16 protein-coding genes are annotated in these 19,336 nt (G+C 75.3%); 9 read left to right on the forward strand and 7 right to left on the reverse strand.

The window, feature by feature from the left end:
• The 3 genes from lnt to fxsA all read left to right on the forward strand — a co-directional run.
• Positions 1–1,644, forward strand: a 1,644-nt coding sequence (lnt, locus tag ACSNOC_RS22540; protein ID WP_436749364.1) for an apolipoprotein N-acyltransferase, incomplete at its 5' end; no start/stop codon positions are given.
• Positions 1,641–2,372, forward strand: coding sequence for a polyprenol monophosphomannose synthase (locus tag ACSNOC_RS22545; protein ID WP_436749365.1), 732 nt, complete (start codon positions 1,641–1,643; stop codon positions 2,370–2,372). The genes lnt and ACSNOC_RS22545, both read left to right, overlap by 4 nt.
• A gap of 3 nt (positions 2,373–2,375) precedes the next feature.
• Entirely contained in the window at positions 2,376–2,924 is a 549-nt protein-coding gene (gene fxsA, locus ACSNOC_RS22550) for an FxsA family membrane protein (protein ID WP_436749366.1), read from the forward strand.
• 90 nt (positions 2,925–3,014) lie between these two features.
• Here the strand turns inward: fxsA and ACSNOC_RS22555 are convergent, their stop codons facing one another.
• Complete coding sequence (locus ACSNOC_RS22555; RefSeq protein WP_311704896.1) at positions 3,015–3,389, reverse strand: RNA polymerase-binding protein RbpA; 375 nt, start codon at positions 3,387–3,389, stop codon at positions 3,015–3,017.
• A gap of 169 nt (positions 3,390–3,558) precedes the next feature.
• Positions 3,559–4,248 carry a YczE/YyaS/YitT family protein gene (locus tag ACSNOC_RS22560; RefSeq protein WP_436749367.1) on the reverse strand — a complete coding sequence of 230 codons (690 nt, stop codon included), beginning with the start codon at positions 4,246–4,248 and terminating at the stop codon, positions 3,559–3,561.
• 98 nt (positions 4,249–4,346) lie between these two features.
• Here ACSNOC_RS22560 and ACSNOC_RS22565 point away from each other — a divergent pair, with 98 nt between their 5' ends.
• The gene (locus ACSNOC_RS22565) at positions 4,347–5,849 is read left to right on the forward strand and encodes a PLP-dependent aminotransferase family protein (RefSeq protein ID WP_436749368.1); all 1,503 of its coding nucleotides are present in this window, start codon (positions 4,347–4,349) and stop codon (positions 5,847–5,849) included.
• Positions 5,850–6,228: 379 nt separating this feature from the next.
• Here ACSNOC_RS22565 and ACSNOC_RS22570 read toward each other — a convergent pair whose 3' ends face one another.
• Positions 6,229–7,863, reverse strand: coding sequence for a bifunctional 3'-5' exonuclease/DNA polymerase (locus ACSNOC_RS22570; protein WP_436749369.1), 1,635 nt, complete (start codon positions 7,861–7,863; stop codon positions 6,229–6,231).
• 165 nt (positions 7,864–8,028) lie between these two features.
• On the opposite strand from ACSNOC_RS22570, the gene ACSNOC_RS22575 reads away from it, so the two are divergent.
• Positions 8,029–8,283 carry an SHOCT domain-containing protein gene (locus ACSNOC_RS22575; RefSeq protein ID WP_436749370.1) on the forward strand — a complete coding sequence of 85 codons (255 nt, stop codon included), beginning with the start codon at positions 8,029–8,031 and terminating at the stop codon, positions 8,281–8,283.
• A 16-nt stretch (positions 8,284–8,299) separates the two neighbouring features.
• Here the strand turns inward: ACSNOC_RS22575 and ACSNOC_RS22580 are convergent, their stop codons facing one another.
• Both ACSNOC_RS22580 and ACSNOC_RS22585 read right to left on the reverse strand, forming a co-directional pair.
• A complete protein-coding gene (locus ACSNOC_RS22580; RefSeq protein WP_436749371.1) occupies positions 8,300–8,728 on the reverse strand; it encodes a hypothetical protein in 429 nt (142 codons plus the stop codon).
• Positions 8,729–8,805: 77 nt separating this feature from the next.
• Complete coding sequence (locus ACSNOC_RS22585) at positions 8,806–9,666, reverse strand: DeoR/GlpR family DNA-binding transcription regulator (protein WP_436749372.1); 861 nt, start codon at positions 9,664–9,666, stop codon at positions 8,806–8,808.
• Between the two features lie 148 nt (positions 9,667–9,814).
• On the opposite strand from ACSNOC_RS22585, the gene ACSNOC_RS22590 reads away from it, so the two are divergent.
• Positions 9,815–12,196, forward strand: a complete 2,382-nt coding sequence (locus ACSNOC_RS22590; protein WP_436749373.1) for a hypothetical protein — start codon at positions 9,815–9,817, stop codon at positions 12,194–12,196.
• Here the strand turns inward: ACSNOC_RS22590 and ACSNOC_RS22595 are convergent.
• Positions 12,193–14,625 (reverse strand): right-handed parallel beta-helix repeat-containing protein, encoded by a 2,433-nt coding sequence (locus tag ACSNOC_RS22595; RefSeq protein ID WP_436749374.1) that lies wholly within the window; start codon positions 14,623–14,625, stop codon positions 12,193–12,195. The two genes, ACSNOC_RS22590 and ACSNOC_RS22595, sit on opposite strands and share 4 nt — an antisense overlap.
• A gap of 402 nt (positions 14,626–15,027) precedes the next feature.
• On the opposite strand from ACSNOC_RS22595, the gene ACSNOC_RS22600 reads away from it, so the two are divergent.
• Positions 15,028–16,440, forward strand: coding sequence for a family 2B encapsulin nanocompartment shell protein (locus tag ACSNOC_RS22600; RefSeq protein WP_436749375.1), 1,413 nt, complete (start codon positions 15,028–15,030; stop codon positions 16,438–16,440).
• A 35-nt stretch (positions 16,441–16,475) separates the two neighbouring features.
• On the forward strand, positions 16,476–17,852 hold the full coding sequence (locus ACSNOC_RS22605; RefSeq protein ID WP_436749376.1) for a family 2B encapsulin nanocompartment shell protein: 1,377 nt from the start codon (positions 16,476–16,478) through the stop codon (positions 17,850–17,852).
• Positions 17,853–17,884: 32 nt separating this feature from the next.
• On the opposite strand, the gene ACSNOC_RS22610 is transcribed toward ACSNOC_RS22605, so the two are convergent.
• Positions 17,885–18,460: a DUF6643 family protein gene (locus ACSNOC_RS22610; protein ID WP_436749377.1), complete on the reverse strand. Its 576-nt coding sequence runs from the start codon at positions 18,458–18,460 to the stop codon at positions 17,885–17,887.
• A 235-nt stretch (positions 18,461–18,695) separates the two neighbouring features.
• On the opposite strand from ACSNOC_RS22610, the gene ACSNOC_RS22615 reads away from it, so the two are divergent.
• On the forward strand, positions 18,696–19,336 hold a 641-nt coding region (locus tag ACSNOC_RS22615), incomplete at its 3' end, for a TerD family protein (protein ID WP_436749378.1).

Consider the following 19,336-nt stretch of genomic DNA (forward strand, 5'->3'; position numbering starts at 1 on the left):
CCCGCCCCGCCCGCCGGCCGCCGCCCCGGCCGGCTGCGCCGCGCGGCGGCCGGCGCGCGGCGGCACTGGCGCGCGGGCCTGGCCGCCGCGGTCGCCGGGCTCGCCCTGGTCGCCGCCTTCCCGCCCTACGACCTGTGGCCGCTGTCGCTGGTCTCGGTCGCCGCGCTCTCCGTGCTCACCCGCGGCCGGACCGCGCGGCAGGGCGCCTGGCTGGGCCTCGCGCTGGGGCTGCCGTTCTTCGTCGGGCTGCTGAAGTGGCTGCACGTCATCGGCTGGGACGCGGTCGTGGGCCTGTCCCTGGTGGAGGCGCTGTTCTTCGCGCCGCTGGGCGCCGGGCTGGCCGTCACCTCGCGGCTGCCGGGCCGGCCGCTGTGGGCGGCGTGCCTGTGGGTCGCCCAGGAGTGGGCCAGGGACCGGGTCCCGTTCGGCGGATTCCCCTGGGGACGCCTGGCCTTCGCCAACACCGACACGCCGTTCACCCCGCTGGCCGCGCTCGGCGGCGCGCCGCTGGTGACCTTCGCCGTGGCGCTGACCGGCGCCCTGCTGGCCGGGGCCGCGCTCCGGTCGGCCGCCGCCGTCCGCGCCGCCCGGGAGGGACGTTCCGCCACCGCCCGCGCCGTCCTGCCCGCCGTCGGCGCGGTGGGCCTGGCCGCCGCCGTCACGGCGGCCGGGTACGCCGTACCGGTGCCGACCGCCGCCGACGACACGGTGTCCATCGCCGTGGTCCAGGGCAACGTGCAGCAGCCCGGCATGGACTTCCTCGGCCGCCCGATGATGATCCTCGACAACCACGTCGACGCGACCCTGGAACTGGCCGAGGACATCGACGCGGGCCGCGTCGAGCGCCCCGACATCGTGATCTGGCCGGAGAACTCCTCGGACCTCGACCCCTTCCGCGACGGCGAGGCGCGCGCCGCGATCGAGCGCGCGGTGGCCGCCGTCGGCGTGCCGATCCTGGTCGGCGCGGTGGTGGACCACCCCACCAAGGAGGGCTACGTGGAGAACCAGGGCATCGTCTGGGACCCCGAGACCGGCCCCGGCGACTCGTACACCAAGCAGCACCCGGTGCCGTTCGGTGAGTACGTGCCCTTCCGCGAGCAGCTCGGCCAGGTGATCAGCCGTCTGGAGCGGGTGCCGCGCGACTTCTCGCCCGGCGAGGGCACCGGCGTCCTGGACATCGGCCCGGCCCGGCTCGGCGACGTCATCTGCTTCGAGGTCGCCTACGACGGCATCATGCGGGACACCGTCAACGACGGCGCCCGCGCGCTGATCGTGCAGACCAACAACGCCACCTACGGCCGCACCGGCCAGCCCGAGCAGCAGCTCGCCATGTCCCGGCTGCGTGCCGTCGAGCACGGCCGGGCCGTCGTCACGGCCGCGACCAGCGGCATCAGCGCCGTCGTCGCCCCGGACGGCGACATCGAGCAGCAGACCGAGGAGTTCACCCGGGACGTCCTGACCGCCGAGCTGCCGCTGCGGGACGGCCGGACCGTCGCGGACCGCGTGGGCGCCGCGCCGGAGTGGGCACTGGCCGGGCTCGGCCTGCTGGCCTGGGCCGGGATCGCCGTCCGGGACCGCCGCGACCGCCGGGCGCCGCGGCGCGGGCGCGCGGAGCGCGGAGAGCGCGGAAGGGCCGCCGCATGAGAGTCCTGGTGATCGTCCCCACCTACAACGAGGCCGACAACGTGCCCCCGCTGATCGGACGGCTGCGCGCCGCCGTCCCGGACTGCGACGTCCTCGTGGCCGACGACAACAGCCCCGACGGCACCGGCAAGATCGCCGACGAGATCGCCGAGGCCGACGACCACGTGTACGTGCTGCACCGGCCCGGCAAGGAGGGCCTCGGCGCCGCCTACGTGGCCGGCTTCCGCTGGGGCCTGGCCCGCGGCTACGACGTGCTGGTGGAGATGGACGGCGACGGCTCCCACCGGCCCGAGGAGCTGCCCCGGCTGCTCGCCGCACTGGACGACGCCGACCTCGTGCTCGGCTCCCGCTGGGTCCCCGGCGGCCGGATCGTCAACTGGCCCCGGTACCGCGAGCTGCTCTCGCGCGGCGGCAGCGCGTACTCCCGGCTGCTGCTGGGGCTGCCCGTGCGCGACGTCACCGGCGGGTTCCGCGCCTTCCGCGGCCATGTGCTGGACAGCGAGCTGCTGACGGACGTGGCCTCGAAGGGGTACTGCTTCCAGGTGGACCTGCTGCACCGTGTGATCCGGGCCGGCCACCGGGTCGCGGAGGTGCCCATCACCTTCGTGGAGCGGGAGCACGGCGACTCCAAGATGAGCCGGGACATCGTGGTCGAGGCGCTGTGGCGGGTCACCGCCTGGGGGCTGGCCGCCCGCTTCGGAAAACTCACCGGCACCAGGCACACTTGAGGCATGACGAGCGGTGCTCACCCCTCCCGGCTCCGGCGGTCACCCCGCGGGCGCGGCCCCCTCGCCCTGCTGCCCCTGGCGGTGGCGGGCTGGGCGCTGCTGGAGATCTGGCTGCTGATCACGGTCGGGCAGGCCGCGGGCGGCGGGACGGTCTTCGTGCTGCTGGTGGCGGCCTTCGTGCTGGGCGCCGCGGTGGTCAAGCGGGCCGGGCGGCGTGCCTGGCGGCGGCTGAGCGAGGGCCTGCGGACCGGTGACCCGGGCGCGGTCGAGCCGCGGGCGCGGGGCGGCGGCGACGGGCTGACCATGCTGGGCGGGCTGCTGCTGATGCTGCCCGGCCTCGCCTCGGACGTGCTCGGGCTGCTCTGTGTCTTCCCGCCCACGGCGGCGGTGCTGCGCGGCGCGGGCGCGCGCTACGTCCGGCGGCGCTCCGGACCGTTCGGCGTGGCGTTCGACGAGGCCAGGGCGGCGCGGCAGCGGATGCGGGCCGACCGCCCGGACGGCCGCGTCGTGCGCGGCGAGGTCGTCCGCGAGGACGACGACGAGCGCCCCTGACAGGCGCGCGGGCACCGGAAACAACAAAAGAGGGACCGGGTCACGCGAGGTGACCCGAGCCCTCATTCGTCATTCGTCGTTGACGCTCCGCTACGCCGTCTTCCGGCTGTCGCGCGGATGCACCGCGATGTTCATGGCCCCGGAGCGCAGGACGGCCAGCCGCTCGGCCAGCACCTCCTCGAGCTCCTCACGGGTACGGCGCTCCATGAGCATGTCCCAGTGCGTGCGCGCGGGCTTGCCCTTCTTCTCCTCCGGGCCCTCGCCGTCCACCAACAGGGCCTGGGAGCCGCATACCTTGCACTCCCATTCCGGCGGGATCTCGGCCTCGACCGAGAACGGCATCTCGAACCGATGCCCGTTCCGGCATGCGTACTCCACCGCCTGACGCGGCGCGAGGTCGATACCGCGGTCCGTCTCGTAGCTGGTCACCACGAGCCGCGTGCCGCGTAGAGCTCGCTCACTCATGAATCGTGCCTCCCGGGCTGGTCGCCCACAGGACAGGTGTCGCTGTCATCATCGCTCTGGTCAACGTCCGGTCGGCGGTGAAGATTCCCGTTGCAGGTCATGCGTCGTCCGTCGTACCGCTCCGATTAGTACCCACCGGCGTCCGGTTTGTCACATCTGACAGGAGATGTCACCCGGCGTCCGCACAGGATGGCTCGGGGTAACGGTCCATCCGGCGGGACCAAGGGCGTAGAATACCCCGCCTTCGCCGGTCATCGAAATCCATTCCGGATTCCGCGTCCCTGATCGCGAACACGTTCAGGAACTTCTGGGTCAGCGGACCGATCGCCAGCGCGTAGACCGCGGTCCCCACCCCGGCCGTGCCGCCCAGCAGCACGCCGGCCCCCAGGACCAGCAGCTCGATCCCCGTCCGCACCGCGCGCAGGGACCGGCCCGTGACGCGGTGCAGCCCGGTCATCAGCCCGTCGCGCGGCCCGGGGCCGAACCCGGCGGCGAGGTAGAGGCCCGTCGCCGCCCCGTTGAGCACCACCGCGCCCAGCATGAGCGGGATCCGCGCGGCCGGGGCGTGCACGGCCGGGACGACGGCGAGGGTGAGGTCCATCGCGGTGCCGATGACCAGCACGTTCGACACCGTGCCGAGCCCGGGGCGCTGGCGCAGCGGTATCCACAGCAGCAGCACCAGCAGGCCGGTCAGGTTCAGCACCATCCCCATCGACAGGCCGGAGCGTTCGGCGGCCCCCTGGTGGAACACGTCCCACGGGTCGAGGCCGAGCCCGGCCCGCACCAGCAGCGCACCGCTGAACCCGTACAGCACCAGCCCCCCGTAGAGCTGGGCGAGACGCCGCGGCAACCGTTCCATGGGGACCCCTCTCTGGCGGAAGTGGCCTGCCGCGTGCCACTCTGTGGCCCGGAGATCCGGCCGTGCCACGGCCAATCCGGGAAGGGTGGCCCCGAATCATGCCCCAGTGGACCTCGACCGTCGGTGCGGTCCAGCTCGCGCGGCTGCTCGGCTCCCGGGACGGCTACGAGCGCGGGCCCGGCGCCCGGCGTACCCCCGCGTACCGCGCGCTCGCCGACGGTGTGCGCCTGCTGGTGCTGGAGGGCCGCGTCCCGGTGGCCGCCCGGCTGCCGGCGGAACGGGAGCTGGCCGGAGCGCTCTCCGTCAGCCGCACCACCGTCGCCGCCGCGTTCGAGGCGCTGCGCGCCGACGGCTTCCTGGAGTCGCGGCGCGGCTCGGGGAGCTGGACGGCCGTGCCGCCCGGCCGCCCGCTGCCCACCCGCGGCCTGAAGCCGCTGCCGCCGGAGGCCGCGGGCTCGATGCTCGACCTCGGCTGCGCCGCCCTGCCCGCCCCGGAGCCGTGGCTCACGCGCGCCTTCCAGGCGGCCCTGGAGGCCCTGCCGCCCGCCGCCCGCACCCACGGCGACTTCCCGGCCGGGCTGCTGGAGCTGCGCCAGGCGCTGGCCGACCGCTACACGGCGCGCGGCGTGCCGACACGGCCGGAGCAGATCATGATCACCACGGGCGCGATGGGCGCGGTGGCCGCGATCTGCCGCCTCTTCGCCCCGCGCGGCGAACGGGTCGCCGTCGAGCACCCCTCCTACGCCAACGTCCTGCAGCTCATGCGCGACGCGGGCGCCCGCCTGGTGCCGGTCGCCATGGCCCCGGGACTGCGGGGATGGGACCTGGCCGCCTGGCGGCGCGTGCTGCGGGAGGCGTCGCCGCGCCTGGCGTACGTGGTGGCCGACTTCCACAACCCGACCGGGGCCCTGGCCGACGAGGAGCAGCGCCGCGAGCTGGTCGCCGCCACCCGGGCCGCCGGCACGGTGCTGGTCGTGGACGAGACCATGGTGGACCTCGCCCTCGACGTCGAGCCCGGCGCCGAGCCGCGGCCGGTCTGCGCCTTCGACCACGGCGGCTCGAGCGTCGTGACGGTCGGTTCCGCGAGCAAGACGTTCTGGGCGGGGCTGCGCATCGGCTGGGTCAGGGCGGCCCCGGAGGTGATCCGCAGCCTGGTCGCCGCCCGCGCCTATGCCGACCTGGGCAGCCCGGTGCTCGAACAGCTCGCGGTGTCCTGGCTGATGACGTCGGGCGGCTGGCAGGAGGCGGTCGTCCAGCGGCGGACGGAGATCCGCGACAGCCGCGAGACGGTCGTCCGGGCGCTGCGGCGGCACCTGCCGGACTGGGAGTTCGCCGTGCCGCGCGGCGGCCTGACCCTGTGGGTGCGCACCGGCGGCCTGTCGGGCTCCCGGATCGCGGAGGCGGGCGAACGCCTGGGTGTGTGCGTCCCGTCCGGCCCCCGCTTCGGGCTGGACGGCGCGTTCGAGGGCTACGTACGGATCCCCTTCACGGTGAGCGGCCCGGTGGCGGAGGAGGCGACGACCCGCCTCGCGGCAGCGGCCCGCCAGGTCGCCGAGGGCTTCGGCCCGGCCACGGACACCCCCGCCGGCTACATCACCTGACGGGGGCCCTTCCCCACCCGCCCGGGCGTGCCGGTGGCTGCTCCCCTTGGCCGGCCGGGGCGGCATCGGGCCGTTCGGGTCTCTTTCCGCGCCTGTGGGCCGGGGTCCGGCTGGGGTGGTGGCCGGGTTCGGCCGTGGGCTGGTGGTTTCCCGTCCCGGGCGGCTGGGCCCTGCCGGGCCCGTCCACGCCGTCTCCCTGCCCGCGGGTCCGGGGTCCGGCCCCGGGCGGTGGGTTTCCGGCCTGCCCGGCTTCTCCTCGGGCCGGTGCCCAACCCGGCAGCCTCGGACCCGGACGAGCCGGAGACGCCGCCCGCCCTCTCCGGCCGGGGTGGGAGCCCGGCCCGCCGGGCTCGGGGGTGCGTGGTGTGGGTGCCGGGGGTCATTTCGCGTCGGCGTAGCACTCCACCGTCGCCGTGGTGAAGGGGAAGCGGGTGGGGGTCGTGCCGAAGGTGAGGCGGCCAGCTGCCTCGCCCGCCGTGTGGATCGCCTCGGTGACCGCCGCCGTCTCCTCCTCGGGGCAGTGCACGATCACCTCGTCGTGCTGGAAGAACACCAGCTCCGCGCGCATGCCGCGGAGCAGCGCCCGCAGGGCCGCCAGCATCAGCAGGGCCCACTCCGCCGCGCTGCCCTGGACCACGAAGTTCCGCGTGAAGCGGCCCCTGGCCCGGGCCGACGGGTCCGTCCCGTCCGCCGCGCCCGCCGCGCCCGGCGGGGACGTGCGGCCCAGCCAGGTGCGCACCAGGCGGCCCTCCTCGCCCGCCCTGGCCGCCTCGTCCACGTACGCCACCGCCGCCGGGAAGCGGCGCCGCAGGTCCGCCAGGTGCTTCAGGCCGTCACCCGAGGTCTGCCCGTAGATCGCGCCGAGCAGCGCCAGCTTGGCCGCCGCCCGGTCGCCCGCGAAGCCCCGGTGGGACAGCGCCGCGTACAGGTCGCCCGCGCCGCCCGCCGCCGCCATCAGGCCCGGGTCCCGTGAGATCGCGGCGAGCACGCGGGGCTCCAGCTGGTCCGCGTCCGCCACCACCAGCCGCCAGCCCGGGTCGGCCACCACCGCCCGGCGCACCACCCGCGGGATCTGCAGGGCGCCGCCGCCGTTGGTGGTCCAGCGGCCGGACGCCGTGCCGCCCGGCACGTACTCCGTGCGGAACCGGCCGTCCCGCACCCAGGACCGCAGCCACGACCAGCCGTGCGCCGTGTGGATCCGGTACAGCCGCTTGTACTCCAGCAGCGGCTCCACCGCCGGGTGGTCGATCCCGCGCAGCTCCCAGGCCCGGGTGGACGTCAGCTTGATGCCCGCGCGGGAGAAGGCCCGGATGATGTCGGCGGGCAGGTCCGGCCGGACCCGCACCCCCTCGCCGAAGGCCGCCGACACCCGCTCCGCCAGCTCCGCCAGCCGCCGGGGCGGCGCCCCGCCCGGGAACCGCTCGCCCAGCAGCTCGTCCAGCACCCGGCGGTGGACGTCCGCCCGCCAGGGCAGCCCGGCCCGGCCCATCTCGGCCGCGACCAGCGTCCCGGCCGACTCCGCCGCCAGCAGCAGCCGCATCCGGTCCGGGTGCGTGGCGAAGCCGGCCCGGGCGAGCTGCCCGGCGTACACCTCCAGCAGCGCGTCGAGCGGATCCGCGTCCCCCGGCAGCGGCACGGGGCCCGTGCCGAACAGCGACGGCTGCGCCGAGTCCGGCGCGGCCTGCGGCGGATCCTCGGGCACCGGCAGTCCGCGCAGCCGGGCGAACGCCGCGCCGAGCGACCGCGGCAGCCCGTACGCCCCCTCGTGGCCCAGCAGCAGCGCCTCCGCCGCCTCCACGTCGTAGCACCGCTCCACCCGCAGCCCGGCCGCCAGCAGCCGCGGACAGACCGCCGACGTCGACCGCCACACCCAGCGCGCCACTCCCGACCTGGCGCGCACCGCCGCGACGGCGTCCGGCTCGGTCACCGCGGGCCCCGCCGGCCTGCCCTCGTCGTCCAGCGGGCACACCCGTGCCGAGCCGTCGGCGTACTCCGCCAGCGCCCATCTGCCCATGCGGCCGAGTCTGGCAGCCACCACTGACAGCGCCCCGGCCCGCCGCCGCTTACTCCGCGCGGAGCAGGCCCGAAGCCACCGCGCGGACGACGACGCGGCGCCCGCCCGCGAGGAGGCTCGACAGGGACACCGGGCACCGACAGAGAGACGAGGAGTTGAGCACCCATGGAGCTTCTGGCCCAGGGCTTCCACGACGAGGGACCCGAACCGTGGTTCCTGCTGTTCCCGCTGGTCTGGGCGGCGGTGGCGGTCGGCGCCGTCGTGCTGCTGCGCCGCTTCGCCGGGCGCCGGGCGCGGCACGACGAGCAGCCCGGCCGCGAGACGCCCGCCGGGCTGCTCGGCAGGCGCTTCGCCGCCGGGGAGATCGAGGAGGAGGAGTACCGCGCACGGCTGGCCGTCCTGAAGGAGAACGGCGCCTGAGCGCCGCGCGCCGCGCTCAGGCGTGCGCGGCCCAGGGGAGACGGACGGCGTGCGCCTCGGGCGGCGTCGGGGGATAGGGGACGGGCAGCGTGAACCACACCGTTCTGCCGTGCTCGTCCTGGTGGGCCCGGGCCCCGCCGCTGTCGCGGACGGCGGCCACGGCCGGCACGTGGTGGGCGGGGAGCCCCACCGCCCGCACGGAGACCGCGAGCCGGTCCCACAGCAGCGTCACCTCGACCGTGCACGGCTGCTCCGGGCCGGTGTCGCGGCGCACGTCCGCGAGGAGCCCGCCGACCCGGTCCGCGACCGCGTCGGCGAGCTGCGGCAGCCGCCAGGCCCGCAGATGGGCCGACGCGGCCCGGCACGCCTCGGTGGAGGCGGCCGGGCTCGCGGGGAACTCCACCGTGCGGTGCGGACTGGGGGCTTCGCGAGGGCTGATCACCATGGGGCTCACCGCATTCTGTGCGCGACCGACGGGAAAGTGTCCGGATTATGGCACCTCGCCCCGCTTTGGGGGTGGCGTCACATGATGTGCTGGTCCGGCGTGTCGCCGTTGCCCGCGATCACCAGCTCCGGAAGGAGCCGCGCCAGTTCCTCCCGGTCCGCCTCCGGCAGCCCGGAGTCCGTGACCAGGGTGTCCACCTCGTCCAGCGAGGCGAACGAACTCAGGCCCGTCGTCCCCCACTTGGTGTGGTCGGCCACGACCACCACGCGCCGTGCCGAGCGGATGAAGTGCCGGTTGGTCTCCGCCTCGGCCAGATTCGGCGTCGACAGGCCCGCCTCCACCGTGATCCCGTGCACCCCGAGGAACAGCAGGTCGAAGCGGAGCGAGCCGATCGCCGCGTCCGCCACCGGCCCCACCAGCGCGTCCGACGGCGTCCGCACGCCGCCCGTCAGCACCACCGTCGCCGCGTGCCCGGCATGCCCGCCCCCGGGGCCGCCGGCGTTCCCGGCCGCCCGCCGGGCATCGTGGAACACGTCGGCCACCCGCACCGAGTTGGTCACCACCGTCAGGTCCGGCACGTCGAGCAGCCGGTGCGCCACCGCGAACGTCGTCGTGCCGCCCGACAGCGCCACCGCGCTCCCCGGCACGACCAGCCCCGCCGCGGCCCGCGCGATGTCGTGCTTCGCGGTCGTCTCCAGGGCCGACTTCGCCTCGAACCCCGGCTCGTGCGTGCGCTGTTCACCGACCGGCACCGCACCGCCGTGCACCTTCTCCAGCGCGCCCTGCCGCGCCAGCACGTCCAGGTCGCGGCGGACCGTCATGTCCGACACCTGGAGCATGCGCGTCAGCTCGCTGACCCGGATCCCCCCGCGGCGGCGCACCTCCTCCAGGATCAGCGCCCGCCGCTGTCCCGCCAGCAGGTTCTGGTTGTCGCTCACGGGCCTCCTCCCCATGCCGGGCTGCATCCTCGCATGCCCCGATTCCCCTCGGGCGACCGCGGTTCGGGAGCCCCGCGGGCGGAGATGAGGGGGACAGGGGAGACACTGCGCGGGGCGGGTCCGGACGGCGGAACAGGGGGACGAACCGATGGCCATCGAGGGCATCGCACGGCCGGGCGCGCGGCCGGGAGGCGGCACCGGGACGGCGGGCGGCGCGGACCACCCGCCCGAGCCCGCGATGGAGCTGCTGGTGCACGGCGTCGGCGGCACGACCGCGGGGGAGATGCTGGGCGATCCCCGGGTCACGCGCGTCACCGGCGACGACACCGCCAGCATCCACCGCCGCACGGACGACCTGGAGGACCGCCCCTGGGACGACCGCACCCCGCTGCGCGAGGCGTACTGCTGGTGCAACCTCACCTCGGGCGACGCCTCCCGCGTCCTGTGGCTGCTGCTCCTGCCGTTCATGATCGTCAACCTGGCCCACTGGATGCGCCCGCCCTCGCGCGGCGCGCGCCGGTCGCACACGGTCCACGACGTCCTTCTGCGCCTGCTCGCCCTCTCGCTGACCGTGCTGTTCGTCGCCGGGGTCTGCGCCGTCTCCCTCGACCTGGTCGCCTGGCAGTGCGCGGGCTCCGCCGCCTGTGCCGCCGACACCGCGTGGATCGAGCCGTTCGGGCCCGGCGAGGGCTGGTGGTCCCGGCCGGGCCGGCGCCTCGCGCTGGCCGCCCTGCTCCCGGCGGGGCTCGTCGTCCTGCTGTGGTGGCTGTCGTACCGCACCTGGAGCGCCTACGAGTCGGCCTCGCCGCCGCCCCGCCCCCGCCCCGACGGCGGGGACCACGCGACGCTGAGCCTGCCCGGGTTCTGGTACGGCCGCGGCCTGGTCGCCCGGCTGCGCGCCACGCACACCGCCGCCGGGCTGCTGACCGTGGCCACCGCGCTGCTGGTCGCCACCGGCGAGTACGACCGGGGCCCGGACGGCGGCACGGGGACCCAGGCGGCCGGCTGGCTGCTGACCGCCGTCACGGCCGCCGCGTGGGCCGTGGTCACCGTCCAGCAGTTACGGCACGGCCGCACCGAGGAGGAGCCCGACGAACGGCCCGAACCGCCCGCCGCGCGGGCGCTGCCCTGGGGGGCGCTGGCCCTGCTGGGCCTGGTCCTGGCGCACGCCGCCTGGGACCGCCCCGGCTGGGAGGCGGCCGGGCGCCTGCCGGGCGCCGCGGGCGTCTTCCCCGTCCTCATGCTCGTCCAGGTGGTGCTGATCGTCGGGCTCGCCCTGGCGGCGCACCGGATGCACCGGCGGGCGCCCCGGGAGGACCGGGGCGCGCTGCACGGACTGGGCGGAGCCTGCGTGGCCGTGCTCGCCTGCGGCCTCGGCGGCATCCTCACCGCGGGCGTCGCCCAGCGTGTGGCCGACTGGCTGGACCCGGCCGCCGTGCCCGGCGAGCCCGGCGCGGTGATCGCCGGGCCGCCGATCGTGCTGACCTGGGCCGCCGCCGTCATCCCCCCGCTGCTGGCCGTCGTGCTGGTCCTCGCCGTCGCGGCGCTGGTCCACGCGTTCCGCGAGGCCCGCCGCCTGGCGCCCGGGATCACCGGGCGGTACCCGGACGAGCAGGTCGAGCCGCTCCGGGAGCGCAGCCGCGCCATCGCCTCGGCGATCGCGCTCGCCCGGCTGACCGACCGTGTGTCCCTGCTGATCGGCCTGCTCACCGGGACGGCCCTGGTCCTCGGCGTGGTGGCGGCGGCCGGTTCCGCGACGGGCGACACGCCGTCCCGGGCGCTGGACGACGGGCCCGCCGCCGTGTCCTGGCTCGCCGACGCCTGCCAGGAGCTGGGCTCGTGGCTGCTGGGCGCCGGGGTGCTGCTGGTGCTGGCCCTGGGCCGCTGGGCCTACCGGGACGCCTCGGCCCGCCGCACCGTGGGCATCCTGTGGGACGTCGGCACCTTCTGGCCGCGCGCCGCGCACCCGTTCGCGCCCCCCTGCTACGCCGAGCGGGCGGTGCCCGACCTGTCGTGGCGGATGGCCACCTGGGCGGAGGCCACCCGCGGCCGGCTCGTCATCTCCGGTCACTCCCAGGGCAGTGTGCTCGCCGCCGCCGCCGTCTGGCAGCTCGACGCCGCCACCCGCGCCCGGATCGGGCTGCTCACCCACGGCTCGCCGCTGGCCCGGCTGTACGGGCGGTGGTTCCCGGCGTACTTCGGGCCCCGGGCGCTGGCCGCCCTGCACCGGGACATGCCGCGCTGGCGGAACCTGTGGCGCGACACCGACCCGATCGGCGGCCCGGTCGGTGTGGCCGCCGTCGACGGCGCTCCCGCGGTGGACCTCGGGCCGCTGGCCGACCCGCTGCACTACGGGCGGACCCCGCGGCGCCCGCTGCCCGAGCCGATCCTCGGCCACGCCGACTACGCCGCCGACCCGGCGTTCGGTGCGGAGCGCGCGGCGCTCTTCGACCGCGTCGCCGCGACCGGGCCCGAGGCGTCCCCGACGGTCCCCGCCCGGCGGGGCGCCGCGGGGAGCACCGGACCCTAGGGCAGCGTCGGCAGGTCCTCGGGGTGGAGCAGCGTCAGCTCCTCCGTGCTGGGGTCCGCCACCCGCGCCACCCGGCCCGCGTGGCGTTCCACCATGGCCTCGAACGTCTGGCGGGCCGTCCTGCCGTTGCCGAACGAGGGGCCGCGGTCCATCGCCGCGAAGTGCTTCAGCAGCGCCTCCCTGGTGCCCTCGCCGAGGTCGTACTCGTGCTCGCGCGCCTGCTGGTCGACGATGCTCAGCAGCTCCTCCGGGGAGTAGTCCCCGAACGTGATGGTCCGCGAGAAGCGGGAGGCGATCCCCGGGTTGACGGCCAGGAAGCGCTCCATCTCGGCGGTGTACCCGGCGACGATCACCACCACGGCGTCGCGGTGGTCCTCCATCAGCTTCACCAGCGTGTCGATCGCCTCACGGCCGAAGTCACGGCCCGCGTCCTCGGGCGACAGGGCGTACGCCTCGTCGATGAACAGCACGCCGCCCCGCGCCCGTTCGAACGCCTCCTGGGTGCGGATCGCCGTCGAGCCGATGTGCTCGCCCACCAGGTCCACCCGGGACACCTCCACCAGGTGCCCGCGCTCCAGGACGCCGAGGGAGGCCAGGATCTGCCCGTAGAGCCGGGCCACCGTGGTCTTTCCGGTGCCGGGGGAGCCGGTGAACACCAGGTGGCGGCGGACCGAGGCGGCCTTCAGCCCGGCCTGCTTGCGGCGGCGGCCCACCTCGATCATGTCGATGAGCGCGCGCACCTCCCGCTTGACCGTGTGCAGGCCGACCAGCTCCTCCAGCTCCGCCAGCACCTCCTCCGCCGGGCGGTGCTCCCCGCCCGGTCCGGCGGGCTCCCCGGCGGTCCCGGCCGGCGCGGCGGGCCGCTCCGCCGGCTTCGCCCACGACGGCACGGCGGCGGAACCGGCCGTGTCCGTGGCCTTCACGGCGTCCGTCTTCAGCCGCACGTCCGCGCCCGGCGCGCCCGTCTCGTCGCTGTGGCAGTCGGTCAGCACCGGGCTGTCCTCGGCGAACACGTAGCCGCCCCGGGCGCACCGCTCGGTGCGGCAGCGGCTCAGCTCGGTGCGGCACCCGTCGATGATGTGGAAGCCGTACCCCTCCGAGTCGCTCACCCGGCAGCGCGTGAACCGGCCGCGCCCGCCCGCCGACACGTAGACCCCCGCCTCGGTGGTGCCGGAGACGGAGCAGTCGACCACCTCGGGGTCCGCGTCCTTGGTGATGATGAAGCCCGTCCTGGCCCGGTCGATGGCGCAGCCCGTCACCGAGCCGCCGCTGCCCGCGTCCCGGAACCACGCCCCGGTGCCCACCCGCTGGATCCGCGTCGCGTCGATGCGGGCGGTGGCGCCGTCGCTGACCGAGACCGCCGAGCCGCGCACGTCGTCGATCTGGCTGTCCACCACGTCCGCCCGCGACCCGGCGTCCAGCACGAACAGCGCGTCGGGCACGTGGTGGACGCGGCAGGACTCCAGCACCGCCGTGGCGCCGTCGCTCACCCACACCGCCGGGTAGTCCCCGGCGGAGTGGTGGATCTCGCTGTCGTGCGCGTCGGCGTGGGTGCCCGGGTCCCACACGGAGATGCCGTTGCGGCCGAAGCCGCTGACCGAGGTGCGCACCAGCGTCAGCACCGAACGCGACCGCAGGTCGAGGGCGTTCTCCGGGACGCCCGAGACGTTGCTGTCGGTCAGCGTCAGCACCGCCTCCGTGTCGAGCGTGACGCCGTCCCCGGTGGTGTCGCCCACCCGGCAGTCGGTCAGGTGCGCGGTGGCCCGTTCGGCGAGCCGCACGCCCGCGCCGTTGATCTCCTCGATGCCGCAGTCCACCGCGTCCACGGCACTGCCGTCCCCGGTCACCGACAGGCCCGCGCCGCCGGAGCGCTGGACGCGGCAGCGCTCCAGCCGCAGATGGGCCGGACCGCGCACGCTGACGCCCGGCTGGGCCGACTCCAGCACCCGGCACTCCTCGAACAGCGCGCCGGCGCCGTCCCCGACGCTGATGCCGGTGCCGGTCGCGTTGCTGACCACGCAGCCCCGGACGGTCGGCCGGGCGCCGCCGCGCACCTCGATGCCCGAGGCGGAGGCGGTGTGCACCTGGAGCGAGGACAGCTCGGGGGTGCCGCCCTCGATCAGCACGGCGGGCACGCCCTTGTCCTGGCCCTCGACGCGCAGGTGGGCGACGGTGGCCGAGCCGCGGACGGTCAGCGGCACGCCGTCGACGGGGGCGATCCGGGCCTGGCCGTCCCTGGCCTCGTCCGGGCCGCGCAGGGTCACCGACTGCTCGATGATCAGGTTCTCCCGGTAGGTCCCCGGGCCCAGGGTGAGGACGTCGCCGTCCTCGGCGGCGGCCAGGGCCTCGGCGACCGTGCCGTAGACGGCGGTCCGGCGCCGCCAGCGTGTCGTTCCGGAGTGCGTGACCTGGACCGAGCCCCTAGACATGGAACCGATGTGCCCCAAACCCTCGTGCGACGACGGACCTGCTGGTCCCAGACCTGCCGAACTGCCCACGCGACCGCGCGGACTTGGCCGCTCCACGGTAGCGCGCCGCGGGCTGATGGAATGACTGGATCGATCTTCACGCACCGGCGCCCGCGGCATATCTGCGCGCCCCCCGTGTGCGCCAGTGCGCCTCCACCCTATGCGGTCACCCACGGTGCGTAACGAGCCACGGTCGGTTCCTTCCCGCAGGAACGTTCACGCGTGATACCCACCAACCTCGGGGAGGAATCCCCGGATTCCCCCACTTTCGAGTGATTGCCCGCCCTCTCCGGCAGCCTCTAGCTTCTTCCGCGGGATCCCCCGAATGGCCTATTTCCGACCGCAGATTGGCGGGTGTCCGGCATGACGACTTCCACCGAGCCCACTCCGGGAAACGAGACGGCGCACGCCCGGTTGAGCCTCGATACAGCGGCTGCCCGGAATCTCGCGACCACCACCAAGACTCCACCGCAGATGCAGGGCATCACCTCGCGGTGGTTGCTCAAAGTGCTTCCCTGGGTACAGGTTTCGGGCGGCACGTTCCGCGTCAACCGCCGACTGACCCACACGGTCGGAAACGGGCGCGTGGAATTCGTCTCGACCGGCTCCACGGTCCGGGTGATCCCCGCCGAACTGGGCGAACTGCCCGCGCTCGCCGGGTACGACGACCCCGACGTGCTCCAGGAACTGGCGGCGGCCTGCGAACAGCGGGACTTCACCCCGGGCGAGGTCATCGTCGAGGCCGGCGCCCCCGCCGACCGTGTCGTGCTCATCGCCCACGGCAAGCTCGCCCGTCGCGGCGCCGGCCGGTACGACACCGAGACCGACCACGGCGTGCTGGCCGACGGCGACTTCTACGGGGCCGGGACGCTCGCCGCGGAGACCCCCGGCGCCTGGGAGCACAGCCTGCGCGCCCTCACCAGCGGCACCGTCCTCACCCTGCGCCGGGCCGACGTCGAGGCGGTCGCGGCCCGCGCGCCGGGCCTGGCCGACCACTTGGCGGCGTTCCGGGCCACCCCGTCCGGCAGCCGCAACGCGTACGGCGAGTCCGCGATCGAGCTGGCCTCCGGGCACGTGGGCGAGCCGGTGCTGCCCGGCACGTTCGTGGACTACGAACTGGAGCCGCGCGAGTACGAGCTGAGCGTCGCGCAGACCGTGCTCCGGGTCCACAGCCGGGTCGCGGACCTCTACAACGAGCCGATGAACCAGGTCGAGGAGCAACTCCGCCTGACCATCGAGGCGCTGCGCGAGCGGCAGGAGAACGAGCTGATCAACAACCCCGAGATCGGCCTGCTGCACAACGCCGACCTGGGCCAGCGGATCCACACCCGCAGCGGCCCGCCCACCCCCGACGACCTGGACGAACTCCTGGCCACCGTCTGGAAGGAACCCAGCGTCATCCTGGCGCACCCCCGGGCGATCGCCGCGTTCGGCCGCGAGTGCAACGCCCGCGGCCTCTACCCGGGCAGCGTGGACCTGGGCGGGAACGCGGTGCCCGCCTGGCGCGGCGTCCCCGTGCTGCCCTGCGACAAGATCCCGGTCACCGCCTCCGGCACCAGCTCCATCCTGTGCCTGCGCACCGGCGAAAAGGCGCAGGGCGTCGTCGGTCTGCACCGCACCGGCATCCCCGACGAATACCAGCCGAGCCTGTCCGTGCGTTTCATGGGCATCAACGACCAGGCCGTCATCTCGTATCTCGTCAGCGCCTACTATTCGGTCGCCGTGCTCGTCCCGGACGCCCTGGGCATTCTCGAGGATGTCGAGATCGGCCACTGAGTCGGAGAATCGGCAACGGCAGAAGGCATCCCCACGTGAACGCCACCGCGCATCCCGCCCCGACCAGTCTCGAAACCGCCGCCGCGAAAAACCTGGCGAGCACCCTCAAAACACCTCCGCAGATGCAGGGCATCTCACCCCGGTGGCTTCTCAGGGCGCTGCCGTGGGTGCGGGTTTCCGCCGGCACCTACCGGGTGAACCGCCGGCTCACCCACACGCTCGGTGACGGACGTGTCGAGTTCGTCAGCACCGGCAGCCGGGTCCGGGTGATCCCCGCCGAACTGACCGAACTCCCCGCCCTCGGCGGCTTCGACGACCCCGTGGCCCTCGAAGCCCTGGCCGACGCCTGCGTCCAGCGCGCGTACGGCCCCGGCGACGTCATCGCCGCCGCGGGGGAGCCCGTGACCGAGGTGGTCCTGATCGCCCACGGCAAGGTCGGCCGGTCCGTCCCCGGCCGGTACGGCGGCGAGGCCGTCCTCGCCGTGCTGGCGGACGGCGACCACGCCGGGGACGAGGCCCTGGCCGGGCCGCCCGGCGCCTGGCCGCACACCCTGCGCGCCACGACCCGCTGCACCGTCCTGGCGCTGCCCCTGGCGGCGGTGCGCGCGGTGGCCCGGGACGCCCCGGGCCTCCGGGCCCACCTCGACGCCGTCGCCGCCCGCCCCGCGCCGCGCCGCAACAAGCGGGGCGAGGCCGACATCGCGCTGGCCTCCGGGCACACCGGCGAGCCGGTGCTGCCCGGCACGTTCGTGGACTATGAGCCGGAGCCGCGCGAGTACGAGCTGAGCGTCGCGCAGACCGTGCTGCGGGTGCACACCCGGGTCGCGGACCTCTACAGCGAGCCGATGAACCAGGTCGAGGAGCAACTGCGCCTGACCGTCGAGGCGCTGCGCGAGCGGCAGGAGCACGAGCTGATCAACAACCCGGAGTTCGGCCTGCTGCACAACGCCGACCTCCGCCAGCGCATCCGCACCCGCACCGGGCCCCCGACCCCCGACGACCTGGACGACCTCGTCTCACGCCGCCGCAAGACCCGCTACCTGCTGGCGCACCCCCGCGCCGTCGCCGCCATCGGCCGCGCGTGCAACGCCCACGGCGTCCACCCCGGCCACACCGAGGTCGACGGCGTCCGCCTGACCGCGTGGCGCGGCATCCCCGTCCTGCCCTGCGACAAGATCCCCGTGGCCGCGGACGGCACCACCTCGGTCCTCGCCATGCGCACCGGCCAGGACGACCAGGGCGTCGTCGGCCTGCACCAGACCGGCATCCCCGAGGAGTACGAGCCCAGCCTCAACGTCCGCTTCATGGGCATCGACGAGCAGGCCGTCATCTCCTACCTGGTCAGCGTCTACTTTTCCGCAGCCGTTCTCGTCCCGGACGCCCTGGGCGTCCTGGAGGACGTCGAGATCTGACCGCCGCGACCCCCGGCGGCGGCCGGAGCAGCCTAGTGGCCCGCCCCCTGCTCCTGCCAGTAGCCCGGCGACGGGTACGGCTGCTGCTGCGGGGCGGCGGCCTGCGGGTGGGCCTGCGCCGGGTCCGGGTGCTGGCCCGGTGCCTGCGCCTGGCCCGGGTACGCGCCCGGCATCGGGCGCGGCGGCATGGGCCGCGGCGCCGCCGGGCGCATCTGCTGCGGCACCGGCGCCTGCGGCACCTGCGGCCCGGGGTAGGGCCGGGCGGCGGTCGCCTGCTGCGGGAAGTACGGCGCGGGGCCCTGCGGTCCCGCCGCCGGCATCGGCTGCCGGACCGGCGCCGCCTGGTAGCCGGCGTAGCCCGGCTGCTGGGGCTGCGCGAAGGCGGGCTGCGGCTGCGGGTGCGACGGGCCCGAGGGCAGCGCCGGCAGGGCGGGCAGCGCGGGCTGGGGGGCGGGAGCCGACTGGTAGCCCAGCGACTCGTAGGCGGCTGGGACCCGGATCGGCGCGATCTGCGGGGTTCCCCGCTCGGCCACCAGCCTGTCGTAGATCGGGGTGTCAGCGAAGGACGGTGAGGAGTAGGCACCGCCATAGGGGCGCGGGGAGGTCATGGCCCATAAGGTAAGCCCACGATGTGGTTGTTGGGGAGACCGATCAGAAGGTCATTTGAGCGGTTGCGTGAACCCTGGGTGCCCAATTCGAAAGAATTACGGAAAAAACGTCGATCCGTCCCTTGATGATGTTGTATCAGGGGCCTGGCCGGACGGTCTTCGGCGGGGATGGCATAGTGGGCGATGCCCGCGAAACAGGCGGCGTGACGACGGCCGCCCCACGGAGGAACCCACAATGCTCAAAGGTGCGAATGTCCCGGTGCCCGCCCGGTCGGTCCGCGTCGAGATCGGCTGGATCACGTCCGCGGGGACGCCGGACGTGGACGCCTCGGCGCTCCTGCTCACGGGGGGCAGGGTCAGGTCCGACGCGGACTTCGTCTTCTACAACCAGCCGCGACACGCCTCCGGCGCCGTCCGGTACGAGGGCAAGCAGCCGCAGGGCACCGCCGTCACCGACCGCCTCACCGTCGACCTGACCGCCGTCGAGGCGGACGTGGAGACCGTGGTGCTCGCCGCCTCCGCCGACGGCGGTACGTTCGGCCAGGTCCCCGGGCTGCACGTGCGCCTGACCGACGCCGACAGCGGTGCCGAGATCGCCCGCTTCAACAGCGAGGACGCGACCACCGAGACCGCGTTCGTGCTCGGCGAGCTGTACCGGCGGCAGGGCGCCTGGAAGTTCCGCGCGGTGGGCCAGGGGTACGACTCCGGACTGGCCGGTCTCGCCACCGACTTCGGCATCAGCGTGGACGAGGAGCCGCCGCCCGCCCCCGCCCCGGCCGCCGTGACCCCGCCCGCGCCCCCCGCCCCGCCCGCCCCGGCTCCGGCGGCGCCCCCGGCGGCTCCCGCGCCGCTGAACGCGCCCTCCTGGACGCCGCC

The organism is Streptomyces sp. URMC 129 (genome assembly GCF_051386415.1).
In the GTDB taxonomy this organism is placed as follows: Bacteria; Actinomycetota; Actinomycetes; order Streptomycetales; family Streptomycetaceae; genus Streptomyces.